Source organism: Flavobacterium sp. CAN_S2, from assembly GCF_015752255.1.
GTDB lineage: Bacteria > Bacteroidota > Bacteroidia > Flavobacteriales > Flavobacteriaceae > Flavobacterium.
The window spans coordinates 126,035-142,370 of record NZ_JADOVA010000005.1 but is presented as its reverse complement, the minus strand read 5'-3'; the positions used below and the strand labels follow the sequence as shown (position 1 = coordinate 142,370).

Annotated in this window: 16 protein-coding genes; 7 read left to right on the top strand and 9 right to left on the bottom strand. The window is 32.7% G+C overall.

Annotated elements, in window-relative coordinates; translation table 11 throughout:
- Positions 1-43 precede the first annotated feature (43 nt).
- Both recQ and IWX80_RS14445 read left to right on the top strand, forming a co-directional pair.
- The gene (recQ, locus tag IWX80_RS14450; RefSeq protein ID WP_196854064.1) at positions 44-2,155 is read left to right on the top strand and encodes a DNA helicase RecQ; all 2,112 of its coding nucleotides are present in this window, start codon (positions 44-46) and stop codon (positions 2,153-2,155) included.
- Between the two features lie 9 nt (positions 2,156-2,164).
- A complete protein-coding gene (locus IWX80_RS14445) occupies positions 2,165-2,641 on the top strand; it encodes a DNA-deoxyinosine glycosylase (protein WP_196854063.1) in 477 nt (158 codons plus the stop codon).
- Between the two features lies 1 nt (position 2,642).
- On the opposite strand, the gene IWX80_RS14440 is transcribed toward IWX80_RS14445, so the two are convergent.
- The 4 genes from IWX80_RS14440 to IWX80_RS14425 all read right to left on the bottom strand — a co-directional run bounded on the left by IWX80_RS14440 (position 2,643) and on the right by IWX80_RS14425 (position 7,558).
- Positions 2,643-3,158, bottom strand: a complete 516-nt coding sequence (locus IWX80_RS14440; protein ID WP_196854062.1) for a DinB family protein — start codon at positions 3,156-3,158, stop codon at positions 2,643-2,645.
- An 11-nt stretch (positions 3,159-3,169) separates the two neighbouring features.
- The gene (locus IWX80_RS14435; protein WP_196854061.1) at positions 3,170-5,755 is read right to left on the bottom strand and encodes a phosphoenolpyruvate carboxylase; all 2,586 of its coding nucleotides are present in this window, start codon (positions 5,753-5,755) and stop codon (positions 3,170-3,172) included.
- A gap of 92 nt (positions 5,756-5,847) precedes the next feature.
- Positions 5,848-6,327: an Lrp/AsnC family transcriptional regulator gene (locus IWX80_RS14430; protein ID WP_072943262.1), complete on the bottom strand. Its 480-nt coding sequence runs from the start codon at positions 6,325-6,327 to the stop codon at positions 5,848-5,850.
- Positions 6,328-6,403: 76 nt separating this feature from the next.
- Entirely contained in the window at positions 6,404-7,558 is a 1,155-nt protein-coding gene (locus tag IWX80_RS14425; protein WP_196854060.1) for a M14 family metallopeptidase, read from the bottom strand.
- Between the two features lie 311 nt (positions 7,559-7,869).
- On the opposite strand from IWX80_RS14425, the gene IWX80_RS14420 reads away from it, so the two are divergent.
- Positions 7,870-8,346 (top strand): helix-turn-helix domain-containing protein, encoded by a 477-nt coding sequence (locus IWX80_RS14420; RefSeq protein WP_196854059.1) that lies wholly within the window; start codon positions 7,870-7,872, stop codon positions 8,344-8,346.
- Positions 8,347-8,448: 102 nt separating this feature from the next.
- On the opposite strand, the gene IWX80_RS14415 is transcribed toward IWX80_RS14420, so the two are convergent.
- Positions 8,449-9,003, bottom strand: a complete 555-nt coding sequence (locus IWX80_RS14415; RefSeq protein WP_196854058.1) for a 1-acyl-sn-glycerol-3-phosphate acyltransferase — start codon at positions 9,001-9,003, stop codon at positions 8,449-8,451.
- A 61-nt stretch (positions 9,004-9,064) separates the two neighbouring features.
- Here IWX80_RS14415 and IWX80_RS14410 point away from each other — a divergent pair, with 61 nt between their 5' ends.
- Positions 9,065-9,730: a spermidine synthase gene (locus IWX80_RS14410; protein WP_196854057.1), complete on the top strand. Its 666-nt coding sequence runs from the start codon at positions 9,065-9,067 to the stop codon at positions 9,728-9,730.
- A 97-nt stretch (positions 9,731-9,827) separates the two neighbouring features.
- Positions 9,828-10,538, top strand: coding sequence for a potassium channel family protein (locus IWX80_RS14405; protein WP_196854056.1), 711 nt, complete (start codon positions 9,828-9,830; stop codon positions 10,536-10,538).
- Here IWX80_RS14405 and kdsB read toward each other — a convergent pair whose 3' ends face one another.
- The 4 genes from kdsB to IWX80_RS14385 form a co-directional block, all read right to left on the bottom strand.
- A complete protein-coding gene (kdsB, locus tag IWX80_RS14400) occupies positions 10,539-11,264 on the bottom strand; it encodes a 3-deoxy-manno-octulosonate cytidylyltransferase (RefSeq protein ID WP_196854055.1) in 726 nt (241 codons plus the stop codon).
- Positions 11,264-12,268 carry a virulence RhuM family protein gene (locus IWX80_RS14395; RefSeq protein ID WP_196854054.1) on the bottom strand — a complete coding sequence of 335 codons (1,005 nt, stop codon included), beginning with the start codon at positions 12,266-12,268 and terminating at the stop codon, positions 11,264-11,266. The genes kdsB and IWX80_RS14395 overlap by 1 nt, the downstream gene beginning before the upstream one ends.
- A 165-nt stretch (positions 12,269-12,433) precedes the next feature.
- Positions 12,434-13,264 carry a 4,5-DOPA dioxygenase extradiol gene (ygiD, locus tag IWX80_RS14390; RefSeq protein ID WP_196854053.1) on the bottom strand — a complete coding sequence of 277 codons (831 nt, stop codon included), beginning with the start codon at positions 13,262-13,264 and terminating at the stop codon, positions 12,434-12,436.
- 83 nt (positions 13,265-13,347) lie between these two features.
- A complete protein-coding gene (locus tag IWX80_RS14385) occupies positions 13,348-14,769 on the bottom strand; it encodes an ATP-dependent DNA helicase (RefSeq protein WP_196854052.1) in 1,422 nt (473 codons plus the stop codon).
- A 164-nt stretch (positions 14,770-14,933) separates the two neighbouring features.
- Between IWX80_RS14385 and IWX80_RS14380 the strand changes: the two genes are divergently transcribed.
- Entirely contained in the window at positions 14,934-15,743 is an 810-nt protein-coding gene (locus tag IWX80_RS14380; RefSeq protein ID WP_196854051.1) for a DUF3822 family protein, read from the top strand.
- Positions 15,740-16,336: an RsmD family RNA methyltransferase gene (locus IWX80_RS14375; RefSeq protein WP_196854050.1), complete on the top strand. Its 597-nt coding sequence runs from the start codon at positions 15,740-15,742 to the stop codon at positions 16,334-16,336. The genes IWX80_RS14380 and IWX80_RS14375 overlap by 4 nt, the downstream gene beginning before the upstream one ends.

The window sequence follows — 16,336 nt, the reverse complement described above, 5'->3', positions numbered from 1 at the left end:
AGTTCCTTTTTTTATAACTTTAGACTTCTAAATATACGCCAAAATGACTCATCAAATTTTATATGCCAAACTCAAAGAAAACTTTGGTTTTGAAAAATTCAGACCCAACCAAGAGGAAATAATAAACTGTGTTCTCTCTGGGCAAGACACATTGGCAATTATGCCAACAGGTGGAGGAAAATCAATTTGTTTTCAATTACCAGCATTACTTTTTCCCGGAATTACAATCGTAATTTCCCCGCTGATTGCTTTGATGAAAGATCAGGTCGATGGATTGAAAGCAAACGGAATTGAAGCCTGTTTTATCAACAGCAGTCAAACCGAAGACGAACGTCAATTTTATCTAGAAAGTTTAAAATCAAACACTATTAAGCTCGTTTACATTGCTCCGGAAAGCTTATCTTTTCTGGACAATATTTTCAATAGTTTGACCATAAGTCTTATCGCTATTGATGAAGCGCATTGCATTTCATCTTGGGGACATGACTTCCGACCAGCATATACAAATCTTGGATATTTAAAAAACCGCTTCCCTTCTACTCCAATCTTAGCTTTAACTGCCACTGCCGATAAAGCTACACGTAAGGATATTAGTGAACAATTAAATCTGAAAAATCCAAAACTATTTGTAGCATCTTTTGATCGAAAAAATTTAAGTTTAGAGGTTCGTCCCGCTTTGGACAGAGTCAAACAAATAATAGATTTCATCCAAGAAAAACCAAACGAATCCGGGATTGTATATTGCTTGAGCAGAAAAACAACCGAAGAACTGGCTGAAAAATTACAAAAAATTGGCATTAGTGCTAAGGCTTATCACGCCGGTTTAGACAATAAAATTCGCTCGAAAACACAAGATGAATTTATCAATGATGATTGCAAAGTAGTATGTGCAACCATTGCTTTTGGGATGGGAATTGACAAATCAAATGTTCGCTGGGTGATTCACTATAATTTGCCGAAAAACATTGAAGGTTATTATCAGGAAATTGGTCGTGCCGGTCGCGATGGTTTGCCATCAGAAACCGTATTGTTCGAAAGTTATGGTGATGTGATTCAATTGCAAAAATTTGCTTCTCAAGGTTTGAACGCCGAGGTACAACTTGCAAAACTGGAGCGAATGAAACAATATGCCGATGCATTAAGTTGTCGCAGAAAAATATTGCTCTCCTATTTTGGCGAACTCGTTACACAAAATTGTGGAAATTGTGATATCTGTAAAAATCCGCCGCTTTTTTTCGATGGAACCATAATTGCTCAAAAAGCATTATCGGCAATTATTCGGTTACAGGAAACCGAACCACTGCCTGTAATTATTGACTTTTTACGCGGTTCTAAAAATGCTTACATCTATGAAAAAGAATACCAAAACCTAAAAACGTATGGTGTTGGTGCAGATCTTTCGTGGTATGACTGGAATCAATATTTGATACAATTGATAAATCTTGGGTACTGTGAGATTGCTTTTCATAAGCAAAATAAAATTCGACTTACTTCTTTAGCTAAAAAAGTATTGTTTGAAGGCGAAAAAGTACAACTGACGACGGTTCAGAAAATCAATATCGAGAAGCAAGAAATCAAAGAAACAAAAAGCAAATCAGTAGCAAATTCACTTTTTGAAACCTTGAGAAAATTGCGTTACGAAATTTCTAAAGAAGAGTCCGTTCCAGCTTATGTAATTTTCAGTGATGCGGCTTTGCGCCAAATGGAAACCGAAAGACCGATGAGTGATACCGAATTACTCGCAATTGATGGTGTTGGTAAAGCAAAACTGGAAAAATATGGCGATGCTTTTATAAAAGTTATTCAAGATTTCCAAAAAGCAAAAGGTAGTAAAAAGAAAAAAGAAGCCACAACCTACAAAGAAACATTGGATCTTTTTAAAAATGGATTGACTGTTGAGGAAATTGCAGAAAAAAGAAAATTAGGATTAAGTACGATTATGTCCCATTTAGCGAAACTGTATGTTGACGGAGCGGACATAGATTTAGAATCATTTATCTCAAAAGAAGAAGTTTCGCAAATTGCCGAAGCACAAATAATACTGGAATCACCAAATGCCTTGAAGCCCTATTTTGATTATTTTGAAGAAAAAATAGATTACGGAAAAATCCGATTGGCATTGGCAATATTAGAAAAAGAAAATGCAGTAATTTAAAATTTTAATATGATTAATTCATTTCCTCCTTTTGTAAATTCTCAAACCAAAATTTTAATTTTAGGTACAATGCCAGGAATTGCTTCATTGGAAAAACAGGAATATTATGCACACAAAAGAAATCATTTCTGGAAAATAATGTACACGCTGCTGGATAATTTACCAATATCTGAAATCTTCGAAGAAAAGATACAATTACTCCAAGCAAACAATATTGGGCTTTGGGATGTTTTAGAAAATTGCGAAAGAAAAGGAAGTTTGGACATCCATATCAAAAATCAAAAAGAAAATGATTTTGAAACATTATTCAAAGAATTCCCCGGAATTTCGAAAATTGTTTTTAACGGAAAGGAAAGCCATAAATACTTTCTGAAGAAATTTGGACAAATAAAAGGCATCACGTATTATGTGATGCCTTCTACTAGTCCTGCAAATACTATGTCATTTGACAACAAGCTAAAAATCTGGTCAACCGGTTTTCAGTAAATTATAAATACCTTTCCTGAAAAATCTTTTGATGGTGTTTTTGATGCCCAATCATAATAAAACCGATTGCACGAACCGATACAGCTGCATTCGAAGCAGTTCCAATTCTCTTTAATTGTTCTTCAGATAAACTTTTAAAAAGAAACAAATTGGAATGTCGCACAGCTGATAATTCAGTTAGCAAATCTTGAATACCTCTATTGCCAGCTTCAGTATTATTTACATAATCATTTTCATCAAATCCTGGTAAAGGCGTTTGGTCATTTCGGGAAATACGCAAGGCACGATACGCAAAAATACGCTCGGTATCGATTACATGCTGAATAATTTCTTTGATATCCCACTTCCCTTCTGCATATCTATAATTAAATTTATCCATTGGGATATTTTGAACAAAACGGATAAAATCATGCAATGAAATTTCTAATTCTTCTATTAAATTTACGTCTCCCAAAGCTTTTACATAAGGAGCATAAAAAGGAGCATATTCATTTGTTGGCAATTGTGTTGACATCATTTTTTTATCGTTTAAGCAGAGTTTCTACTAGCATTTGTATTTCCAAAAAGAGAACGAGTCACTATTTTTTCGTACACTTTTATTAACGCTTCATCTGGTTGAGCCTGTTTGTTTAATTCATTTATTCGCAATAAAGCATATTGTTGTATTGTTAACAATGGCAATACAATACGCTCTCTTATCTGTATAGATGCTTTACCATCGGGATAATTTTCCATCAATTCTTTATGGCCCGCAATTTTCAAAAGCAATCGTTTTGTTTCTAAAAATTCGTCATAAATAATTTGCCAAAAAGCACCAAATTGTGGGTCTTTTTTCATGTAAGCTGTTAATGGGAAAAACGACTTGGCCAATGACATCATACTGTTTTCTAACAAGGTTTTAAAGAACAATGAATTATCATATAAGTCCTGGACTTTACTCCACTGATTTGTATCTTCAAAATGTTTCAGCGCTGTACCTACCCCAAAAAATCCGGGTACATTTTGCTTCAATTGGCTCCAAGAACCTACAAAAGGAATCGCACGTAAATCAGCAAAATCTAAATGCTCCGATTTACTTCTTTTAGATGGTCGACTTCCAATATTCGTCTTAGCGTAATATTTCAACGTACTCATTTGTTCTAAATAAGGAATAAATTTAGGATGGTTTTTAAAGCTTAAATACTTTTCATAACCAAATCCCGCCAATTGATCCAATATATTTTTCTCATCCAAGGTCAATTCATTTTGTCCTTTGCTAAAAACCTGATTGGTTACACCGGCACTTAATAAATTCTCCAAGTTATAACGACAGGAATCTAAAGTTCCAAAATTAGAACTAATCGTTTGTCCCTGTACTGTAACCTGAATTTCATTGTTTTCAATATTTGGCCCTAATGAAGCATAGAATTTATGTGTTTTTCCACCACCACGGGCTGGAGGTCCACCACGACCGTCAAAGAAAATTGCTTTTACACCATATTTTCTGGAAATCGCAGTAAGTTCTTCTTTTGCCTTATAAATACTCCAATTCGCCATTAAATAGCCTCCGTCTTTTGTTCCGTCTGAGAAACCAAGCATGATGGTTTGTTTGTTATTTCTACTGGCTAAATGTGCTGCATAAGTTGGATTGGTGTACAATTTCTCCATGATTTCGTGCGCATTTTGCAAATCATCAACCGATTCAAAAAGCGGAATAATATCAACTGGAGGATTCTCCCAATTACTCAAACGGAATAACGCAAAAGTTTCCATAACATTCAATGCGCTTTCATTATTGCTAATTATGTAGCGGTTGGCACCAAATTCACCATTATTTTCCTGAATTGTTTTAATCGCTTGAATGGATTCGATTGTCAAGCGAGTCATCTCATTCGGAAAAACAGCTGCATCAAGATTTCCGCTTACATTTGACAAAACCTTGAGTTTCTCTTCTTCTTTTAATTCAAAATAATTTTTCGGAAAAACATCAGGATTAGCTTTCAGATAAAATTCAACAACGTCATTAAAGACAGCATCATGAATTTTACTATTCTGACGAATATCTAAAGATGCAAAATGAAACCCAAATAAGTTTACTTTTATCAGAAGCGCATCCAATTCATCTAAATACAACGATTGATGTTGATCAATAATAATTTGTTTTATTTTACTCAACTGTGATTTAAATTCGTCAAGAGTAATGAAAATCTCTCCTTTGGAATAAAACACAGACCTGTAAAGTTTTTGTTCCAGTTCAGTAACCAAAGTATCTACTCCAGAGAAAGTTAGTTTTCTTTTTAAATCCCTCATTTCAATGTAATAACATTTCAAAATCGAAGTTCGCAAGCGCTCCGCTACTTTCAAAGTTATTTCGGTAGTTACAAATGGATTCCCATCACGATCACCTCCTGGCCAAAAACCAAGTTTGATTAAAGGATTCTTTATAGAATTACCGTTAAAAATATTTTTTTGAAGATAGTGCACCATCTCACCGGAAGTATGATAAAATACATTTTCAAGATACCAAATCAGACTTACTGCTTCATCGAAAGGATTAGGTTTTTCGTTTTGAATGAAAGGAGTTTTACCTAATTGAGCCAGTAATTGCTTAATGTCAAGTAGATTATTTTTTCGAATCGCTTCTGTTAAATCATTGATTATTCCAAGCACAGCCCCAGGATAAAACTGCGTAGGATGCGCAGTTAAAACCGTTCTAACATTGAAATCTTCCAGAAAATCGACCAATTCGTCTTCTTTGTCTTTTGCATCTGATTTTTCCTTAATATCTCTCAACGATCCTCTTCCCTCCATATTATTAACAACCGGAAAAGCGGCATCTTCAATAGCATCAAACAAAACAATCTGACGTTCGATATATTGGATAAAACGAAACATAATATCAATTTTCTCTGCTTCCGAAGCATTGTGCAAATACCTTTCAGCAAAAAAATCAACAATCTCTTTAGGAGTTTCTTGTTTTTTGAATCCTGTATCACAAATATCTGTAAATAAAGGCAGTAAAGCTCCCGTGTTATCTATGGATTGAAAGGGCAATGTAATAAATACACTATTGTAAATGTTGTATTTAGAAAGAACATCCTGGTTGAAACGTTCAATTTTAGGTAATGTGTACATAGTCTAGTTGTAGTTGGTTTAGTTAATTTCTCATAAAAAAACCCCAAGAATTAACTTGAGGTTATATTTATATATAGCGCATTCAAGATTAATTACATATTTTTAAAAATAGTATGCATCAACCGCTTCTTATCATTTATGCTTTCCTCAAGTGAGATCATCGTTTCAGTTCTGTAAACTCCATCAATATCATCAATCATAAAGATAACATCTTTAGCATGTTTAGTATCTTTTGCTCTAATTTTACAAAAAATATTAAATTTCCCAGTAGTAACAGAAGCTACCGTTACAAAAGGAATTTCATTGATTCGTTCCAAAACAAATTTTGTTTGAGACGTATTGTTTAGAAAAACACCAACATAAGCGATAAAAGAATATCCTAATTTATCATAATCAAGCACTAATGACGATCCCATTATGATACCGGCATCTTCCATTTTTTTAACTCTGACATGGACAGTTCCTGCAGAAATCAATAATTTTTTTGCAATATCCGTAAATGGAACTCTTGTATTGTCTATCAACATATCTAAAATCTGGTGATCTACTTCATCTAAACGAAATTTACTCATAACTCTTTAATTAATATTATTAATTGCTTTAACAAAGTATAAAAATATACATAAAAACAATAAAAAGACAAAAATATTATATTTTTATCATTCCGTTAACAAATTTTATGTTATTATCTAAATAAAAATCAGCTTTTTGGTTTAATTTAGGAATTGAATCAAAATCATCTTTATAAAGTGCTCCATCAGCATCGTATTCAAAATGACCAAAATAATTTTCTAAATCGCCTATTTGTGAAACATAGGCATTAAAACAAATCTGATTTTCAATTAACTCTTCTTTGTATTGTGCTGCAAAATTGGTGATTATTTCGATACCATCATAATTTATTTTGATGTTTTTATACATTAAATCATAAAAAACGACTTTATTTTGAGGAATATTCAAATATTTGTCAATTCCGTTGATAACTATATCGTTTTCGCTAAGTATAGTAAAGCTTGAAATTAGCGCCATAAAAACATATTTACGTGTTCCCTCTCTTTGATAATCGTTTGCAAAATGACCCGCTTCAAACAATAATGTAGGCACACCTAAATATTGAAATGTATCGCCAATGCAATTTATATTGAATGAATCATCAAAACGTCCAATTTGATTCGGTAAATACTTCTGAAGCTCTTCATTTATACTCGCAATCAAATTAATAGCCTTTAATCTCGATTCGTTTACTTCTCTTTCTTCATTATAAGAAGGCGCCAAAAATGACAATGTAGCCGGCTTACCCGTATCGCTTACGCCAAAAATAGTACGCTGATCATGAAGATTAAAGCAATAATCTGGTTTAAAAGATTCAAAAACTTCTCTTAAAATCTTACTTTCTGGCTGCGTAAGCGCTTGCGAATCGCGATTTAAATCAACTTTTTTAGCATTTTCCCTGGTATATAATGTAGCACCGTCAGGATTCAACATTGGAATACTGCAAAAAGTAAATGTATTTAATAATTGTTTCGCCAATTCTGAACCGCTTTGTAATACATTCAAAAAATCAAATAGCGCCTTTGTAGTCGTACTTTCATTTCCATGCATTTGTGACCAAAGGAAGATTTTAGTTTTACCCTCTCCAATTTCATACGAATAAATCGACTTTCCTAAAACTGATTTCCCAATAATTTGAAGTTGATTATTGGTGTTTAATTTTTGCAATAACGGTTCAATAGAATCTAAAGTAATGTAACGACCGTGAATAGTTTCTTCTTTATATTGACTGAATAATTGTTCTAAATCCATGCTGTTTTATTTGATTTACAAAAGTAAACATCTTTATATTTACATTTGTAAACAAATTAAATCAGTAAAATTTCAATCCTGTAAACACATTTTTATGTTTTAAGTTGTTCCTTTTAATACTTGTAGTTGACAAATGTTACTTAATAATTAAACAACAACTAAAGTATTAATTATCATATAATTAAATTAAATTATATTATTCTATACTTTATATTAATTATTAATGTAAATACTATTTACACTTGTAATTTTGGTATTCTGGTAGGTTTTGATTACATTTGTAAATAGTTAATTCACATCAATAATTTACAATGGTAAACATAGAGGAATTTATAAAAAGATTAGAAATTATACTTGATTACTACAGCTTGAATGCTTCTTCTTTTGCGGATAAAATTGGGGTACAGCGCTCCAGTTTGTCTCACCTACTGTCAGGAAGAAACAAACCTAGCTTGGATTTTATTCTTAAAATATTAGAGGTTTTTCCTGATGTAGATTTGTACTGGATTTTAAATGGAAAAGGAAATTTCCCTAAAAATTCACAACAGTCAGTCATAAAAGAAAATAATGTTGAGCAAGTTGTAAAACAAAATATTCCTGCTCCATCTTCTGCTGAAATAATTCCTGAGAATTTATTTTCCGAAATAAAAATTCCAAATCCGATTCCTGCATTGGAAACAAAAAAAATAGAAAATCAAAATAGCGCTAAAGAATCCGATTCTACTGAAATAGATAAAATCGTAATTTTTTATAAAAATGGAACTTTTAAAAGTTATGTTCCCGATTAAAAAAAGAACCCCATTCCGGAATTTCGAAATGGGGTTCTCTTATATTATTTTCCTGCATCAATTATTTTTACAATAAATTGAATTTATTTTTTACACTATTATTTATTCAAATGAATATCCGTTTTCCGGGATTTTACCTTTTACACCTATATAATGTTTCTTCAAAATAGCCATATCACTTTCAATATCACCAGAAGGAAAAACTGGATTTCCTAAGTTTACTTCTTTTCTCCCAAAATCAAATGTGACAGGAATTATGGGAACATTTGCTTTTAAAGCGATATAATAAAATCCGGTTTTTAATTCGGTAACTTTTTCACGGGTTCCTTCTGGAGCAACAGCCAAACGAAAAATTTCTTTCCTTTGAAAAATAGCAGCGATAGAATCCACTTTATTCAAACCGCCAGAACGATCCAGTGGTTCGCCGCCCATATATCTAAAATAAAATCCGAAAGGGAAACGAAACAATTCTTTTTTACCAACCCAGTTCATTTCTAATCCGGTTATTCCTCTAGTGAAAATTCCCAAATAAAAATCATGCGCACTTGTATGCGGCATCACCATCATGACGCATTTTTTAATATTTGCGTCAATTCCTCCAACTATTTTCCAACCCATGAGCCTGAAAAATATCCATTTGTAAAATTGTTTCTTCATTCTTTCTTATTTCGCACAAAATAAATAATTTAAATCTTATTTTTGGGTAAAACCGCCACCAATGATTAAAAAAATATTCAGTTATCTCATTCCAATAAAAATTTATGAAACAAAATCTTCGTTGAGTAAATCGATTGAGGTGACTTGGGCAAATGGCGAATTAGTTTTAGATTCTGAAAACGCCAATTATTCGTATGGTAGTTTGCAACGCATTTTGAGATTAGGATTAAAAAACATAGGTTTTGAAAAAATAGTTCCCATGAAACATATTCTTGTTCTGGGAGTTGCCGGCGGAAGCGTTATCAAAACATTAGTGGACGAAATAAAATACAATGGAAAAATTACCGGAGTTGAAATCGATCCCGAAATAATTAAAATAGCAAACACCTATTTCAAGTTAGACGAGGTAAAAAATCTTGAAATCGTAATTGATGATGCTTTCGAATTTGTTCTAAAAACCAAAACCAAATACGATTTAATTATTATTGATATTTTTCAAGATACAACAATGCCAAATTTCTTATTTGAAACTTTTTTCATCAATAGAATCTGTTTTCTTTTAAAAAGTCATGGTTTTATTCTTTTCAATACTATGTTACTGAATGAAAGTCAAAATATAAGAAATAAAAAATACGTATCCGAGTTCTTCAAAAGTGAATTTCGAATAAAAACCATTCCCAGATTAGAAGTTCACAACGAGTTGATTTTAATTGAAAAACTAACTTAAATAGTACAAGTTTTTTATGAAAATTTACAATAGAATTCTGGCCAAGCAACACAATTATTTTGTACACTTACATGGCGCTATTTAACACTTTGCTGGAATGAAAAAAATTTTAAAAAAACTGCTTCTTGGGAAAACGTCAAAGGGCGCTCAACCTAAGTTTAATCCTATTCAAAAACGGATACAGAATATTCAATCCATTTGGAATAACGATCATCAGGAAGACAATGGAATTGAAAAAATAGTCCGATTAATACTAGCATCTTCCCAATTGCTTTTCCCTGGAATTTACATTAAATATTGGGCCAGCAAAAAAGGAGTTGAATACCAAGATTTAGCGTTAGACTTTTATGTTTTATTAAAAGTGATTTTTCCAATAGTGATATTAATAAATCACTGGCAAAACCAAGAATGGCTTATTTGGATTCTTGTTTATGTATTCTTGGAAACTGTTTTTTATATTCCAACACTGATTTTTGCATCTGATTTATTTTCAAAACCACGCTCATACAAGAGATCCATGTTGCTGCTTTTCTTTAACTATTTAGAGATTGCATTTGCGTACGCCGTCTTTTATTCTGTTGGAAATTACATGAACAGACCGTTTTTCCATTGGTTTGATTCGGTTTATTTTAGCATCGTAACTTCCTCTTCCATAGGCTATGGCGACTACCATCCAATTACACCAATAGGGAAATTTCTTGTTACTACACAAGCCTTATTGTTTCTGTTTTTCATTGTGCTTTTCTTGAATTTCTTCTCCACCAAAGTAAAAACGAAAGGTTACTTTGATCATGAAAATCTGGAATAATTACAACATATTTCTGGCTTTTTCTAAATCCTCCGGAGTATCAATTCCGATTCCGACATGAGTAGTTTCGACCATTTTAATTCGTTTTCCAAATTCCAGATAGCGCAATTGTTCTAGTTTTTCGGATGCTTCCAAAGATTGCATCGGTAAACTATAAAAATCCAATAAAGCTTGTTTTCTAAACGCATAAATCCCGATGTGTTGCATGTAGCGAACGCCTACATTTTTCTCTCTAGGATACGGAATTACCGAACGTGAAAAGTACAATGCAAATCCGTTTTGATCCACGACCACTTTTACATTATTCGGATTATTGATGTCGTCTTCATTAGTAATTTCGTGCATCAAAGAAGCTAAATCTACTTTTTTATCCAAATCATTTTTAAAAACTTCAATCACTTTTGCCAAAGGTTCCGCATCGATAAATGGTTCGTCTCCTTGTACATTGATTACAATATCAACGTCTAAATTTTCGACTGCTTCCGCAATTCGATCACTCCCTGATTCGTGTTCTTTGATGCTTTTGATGGCTTTCCCACCGTGAGAAACGATTTCGTCATAAATTAAATCAGAATCTGTTACCACAAAAACATCATCAAACAATTGCGTATTTATGGCTGCTTCATAGGTTCTTAAAATGACCGTTTTACCTCCTAAATCCTGCATCAGTTTTGCGGGAAATCGTGATGAAGCGTAACGAGCGGGAATAACTGCTATTATTTTCATTACTTTTTTATATTTTTAATTTCTTTGTCAAAATCTGAAATAAATTTTTGATCTTGGATAATTCTAAATTTTTGGTATTCCGTTTCAGCTTTAGACATTGCCTGATTATGTGAAATACTACCCGAATTATTTAATAATTCATATCGGTTTAATTTTAAAAATGAATCTAAAATTTCAACCCATTCTTTCATTTTTGTTGAAATGTTTCTTTCAGCTTGAAGTTCCGCAAAGTTCAAATACAATTCGACTAATCTATTCAATTCTCGAATTTCTTTCTCAGATAAATAGTTTTTTGCAATTTCAGTATCCGACTTTAAAATTTTTCCATCTGGAGAATTTTTCCAAGTTGTTAAACCCATATTTGGTTTTGCAACATCGGCTCTTTTATCAATTATTTCTGCTGCAGTATTTCCTGTAATTGCCCAGTGCAATTTATTTTGTACGGTTTTATAAAAATTGACTGTCAATTCTGATTGCGCATCATAATCTATACTGCATTGCGAAAATATATCTGTTATTTTTTGATAGAATCGTCTTTCCGAGGCTCGAATTTCCCTGATTCTTTCTAATAATTCTTCAAAATAATCTTTTCCAAAAACCTGACCTCCCTGCTTCAATCGCTTATCATCTAAAACAAAGCCTTTTATGATAAATTCTTTTAAAGTTTTGGTTGCCCAAATTCTAAATTGGGTGGCTTGCTTTGAATTTACACGGTATCCAACAGAAATAATAACATCTAAATTATAAAATTTTGTTTGATATGATTTACCATCTTCGGCAGTATGTGCAATTTTTGCACATACTGAATTCTCTTCTAACTCAGCACTATCGAAAATATTTTTAAGGTGTTTTGTAATTACTGTCCTATCCACACCAAAAAGATTTGCAATTGCTTTTTGCGTTAACCAAACGGTTTCTTGATTTACAAAAACATCAACACGAACTTCACCATCTGGAGAGGTGTAAAGTATAAAATCTGAATTATTAGACGGTAATTGTTTCATAAATGTTTATCAGGAAAATATAATTATTTAGAACTTATAAGTTAATGTACTTTTCAAAAATACAATACACTTAATTGTTAATTTTTTAAATTGTTTAACTCTTGAAATGTAGAAAAAAATAACATTTTTCCATTCCAAATATAAGATTAATTTCACAAAATCATCCTACATAATCTTCACCGAAGTCATACTCAACGAACCCGCCAATAGCTTATCGTTGAACAAACGCAGTTCTTCGGATTTTCCTTTTAATCCTAAAGTATAAATTAAAGGTAAATAATGTTCTGGCGTAGGAATCGCTAATTGTAACGCTTTGCTTTGTTTTTCAAAATCAATCAATGGTTGAAAATTTCCGTCCAATAAATAGTTGTTCACCGATTCCCTTGCTTCAATTGCCCAATCATAACCGTAATTGTCTTTATCGAAATTGCGATAATCGACCAATCCCAAATTATGCACAATATTTCCGCTGCCTACAATCAAGATTCCTTTGGTACGCAACGCACTCAGTTTCTGAGCCAGTTCAAAATGGTATTGCCCGGATTTTGTATAATCAATACTCAACTGAATTACAGGAACATTTGCTTCTGGATATAAATGTTTAATAACACTCCAAGCACCGTGATCCAAACCCCAATCTTCGTCCAGCTCTACTTCTACTGGCGATAATAAATGTTTGGTATCTACTGCTAATTCCGGACTTCCTTTTGCAGGATATTGCACGTCAAACAACGCTTGCGGAAAACCGCCGAAGTCGTGAATCGTTCGTGGCATTTCCATTGCGGTAACCTTTGTCCCTTTGGTAAACCAATGTGCCGAAATACACAAAATGGCATTTGGTTGCGGTAACGTTTTAGCCAAATTTCGAAAACCAGTAACAAACTGATTTTCTTCAATCGCGTTCATTGGGCTGCCGTGTCCTAAAAACAGCACCGGCATTTTTTCGGTATTCGAAAAAGAGCCTGAAATTCTATGTAAGTCGTTTAATGTGTTCATAGCTATTTTTTTACCGCAAATTCGCAAATTATTTATTTTAAAATTAAATTGAAAAATTTGCGAATTTGCGGTTATTTTTAAAATTATTCCACAAAATTCTCATCCTTAAAACCTATCAAATATAATTTATTTTTGGCTCGGGTCATAGCGGTGTACAACCAGCGAATATAATCTCTATTGATGCCGTCCGGCAAATACGGCTGTTCTATAAAAACCGTATTCCACTGACCGCCTTGTGATTTGTGGCAGGTAATTGCATACGAGAATTTCACTTGCAAACCATTGAAATATTCGTTGGCTTTAACTTTTTGGAATTGTTTGTACTTCGTTTCGCCTTCATAATCTTTCAACACTTCTTGATACAATCTATTCGATTCTTCATAGGTCAACGATGGTGATTCGCTTTTTATGGTGTCCATTAATAATACCGTTTCAAATGGAATCTGATTGGGGTAATCAATCATTCGGATTTTTACTTTGGCAAACTTAAAACCGTACAATTCTTTGATGTTGAAAATTTCCAATATTTCGATAATATCACCATTGGCAATAAAACCCGCTTCATCAGAATCTTTTAACCAAAAATAATTGTTCTTCACTACCATCAGAAAATCGCCTGTGGAAAGTTCACTTTCTTTATCGAGGATTTTGGTTCTGATTTGCTCATTATATTGATTCGCTCTTTTATTCGAACGAACAATAAACGCGGTATCTTCTATACTGTAATTACTGTAAGCAGAATTGATTGCGTCCTGAATATCATACCCATCGGTCAACCGAACTATATCTTTGAATTTCTTTACATCAAATTTGAATTCATCAATAAAGGAATCTTTCAACAATTCCCGAAGTTCCGTCGCGTTATGCAAAATCCCGGAATTTTCTTCCTGACGCATCACTTCGTCTAACTCAATATGCTCTACTTCCTTATCATAATTCATTCCCAAAGTGCGAATATCCAAAGCAGGACTGATGTCTAAATTCACTGGAGGCAACTGAGCGGTATCTCCCAATAAAATCATTTTGCAATTGGTTCCCGAATAGACATACGAAATCAAATCATCTAATAAAGAACCGTTTTCATACAACTTAGAATCAGAATTAGTATCGGAAATCATCGAAGCTTCATCGACTATAAATATGGTATTCTTGTGTTTGTTTTGTTGTAACGTAAACGAAACGCCACCACCGGAAGATTTCTTTGGAAAGTATATTTTTTTATGAATTGTAAAAGCCGGTTTATTCGAATAATTGGCAATTACTTTTGCCGCACGACCTGTTGGCGCCAGCAAAACATATTTTTTATTAATGTCTAATAAACTATTTACAATCGTAGAAATCACGGTTGTTTTTCCAGTTCCCGCATATCCTTTTAAAACAAAAATGGTTCTATTATCGATTTCAGTCAAAAAAATAGCAATTTTTTGAAAAAAAATATCCTGTTTATACGTGGGTTGAAAAGGGAATTTTTTTTGTAAAAGACTATAAAACAGGGAGGAATTCATTTCGTGTTATTTGACTGCAAAGTAAAGAATGTTTTTTCAATTTCAAGGTCAATAGCAATTTCAATTTTCAAATACTGCCATTGTTTTTTTGACACTAGGATAGATATAGATAATGAAATTGATTTTTAAATTTGTAAGTTTGCGTTGTTGAAAAAATCAATAGTATGATAAACATAGCCGAAAAAAAATATAAAAAACTTTCCATTCAAGTTTCCTTGACAGGACTTTCTTTTTGTTGTTTTGACACGCTAAATAATACTGTAATTTCATTCAACGAAGTGCATTTTGATACCTTTCACAAGGCTACAAAAATTGAAGATTTGTTTGCTGATGCTTTCAACAATCATCCAGAATTAAAGGATTCCTATGATGAAATTTTGGTGATTCACAATAATAATCTTTCAACGTTTGTTCCGGAACCGTTATTTGACGAGAACTTTTTAGGCAGTTATTTGCAATACAACACTAAAGTTTTTGAAACCGATTTTTTCGCTTTTGATGAAATTCCAAACTATCAAATGAATGCGGTGTATATTCCGTATGTGAATATCAATAATTTTTTCATTGACCAATTTGGTGCTTTCGATTACAAACATGCGAATAGTATTTTGGTGTCAAAACTTTTGGTTGCCTCCAAAAATAAGGATGAGAAAAAAATGTTTGTACATATTAATACAGGTCATTTTGAAATCATTGTGGTTCAGAACCAAAAATTATTACTTTTCAATTCATTTGATTACAACACGCCAGAAGATTTCTTGTATTACATCTTATTTACTGCCGAACAATTGAATTTAAATCCCGAAAACTTCCCATTGGAATTAATCGGAAATATTGATAGCGAAAGTGATTATTTCAAAATCGCTTACAAATACATTCGCAACGTTTCCCTTATAGATGTGGAAGATTTGCGATGGAACAATTATTTTTCTGAGGCCGAAAACAGAAATCATTTTATACTTTTCAACTCATGAGAATCATTTCAGGAAAATACAAAGGAAGACGCATTTTTCCACCAAAAGGATTACCCGTTCGTCCCACTACCGATATGTCTAAAGAAGCATTATTCAATGTTTTGAACAACCATTTCAGTTTTGAGGGACTTAAAATATTAGATTTGTTCGCAGGAACAGGAAATATCAGTTACGAGTTTGCTTCTCGCGGAAGCACGCCAATCACATCTGTTGATGGTGATTTTGGCTGTGTGAAATTCATCAAGCAAGTGGCAGCCGAATATGATTTTAATATTGCCGCCACAAAAAGCGATGTTTTCACGTATTTAGAAAGATGCAAAACCTCTTACGATATTATTTTTGCAGATCCACCATATGCTTTGGACCAAAAAACTTTTGAAAAAATTATCTTATTAGTTTTCGAAAAAGAATTGCTTAATGAAGACGGGATGATGGTAATTGAACATTCGAAATATACCAAACTGGATCACATGATTCACTTTTCGTTCCAGAAAAGTTATGGCGGTTCTATTTTTAGTTTCTTCGAAATTGGCGCTGATGATTCAGAAGATTCTGAAAACGAATCAGATCAAAATGACGGTGAAGAAGAATAA